We start from the raw sequence: 303 nt of genomic DNA, 5'->3' as shown, positions 1-303 counted from the left end.
AGCCTGTCTAGATTAATAACGTATGTATCCGTTGAATTGCCAATTCCGCTTCCGCCATCAGCTTGTCCATGATTTCGCCAGCAGTCTCCTCTGTTTGCACAGCCGCCACACTTTGGCCCGCCCACATCGTGAAATATTCGCTGTCGCCGCGCTGTGCAGCCGCTGTGCGGATTTCCCGGGTCAAATGGTTCTGGATCGGGTAAGGCAGTGTGGCAAGCTGGTTCATCCAGGCGGAATCAATCAGCTGATTGCGAATGCCGCGTGCCGGGCGACCGGAGAAAGCTCGCGTGACCGTAGTATCCG

General features: G+C 56.1%; 1 protein-coding gene. It reads right to left on the bottom strand.

The annotated features are described in order from the left end of the window. Nucleotides 1-7: 7 nt before the first annotated feature. A partial coding sequence (locus MXD62_RS08280; protein ID WP_248828815.1) for a nitronate monooxygenase occupies nt 8-303 on the bottom strand: 296 nt, incomplete at its 5' end.

This window comes from Frankia sp. Mgl5, from assembly GCF_023242985.1.
GTDB classification, from domain to species: domain Bacteria; phylum Actinomycetota; class Actinomycetes; order Frankiales; family Frankiaceae; genus Parafrankia; species Parafrankia soli.
Note: the sequence above shows the minus strand (reverse complement) of the source record. Positions and strands in the feature narration are given on the sequence as shown.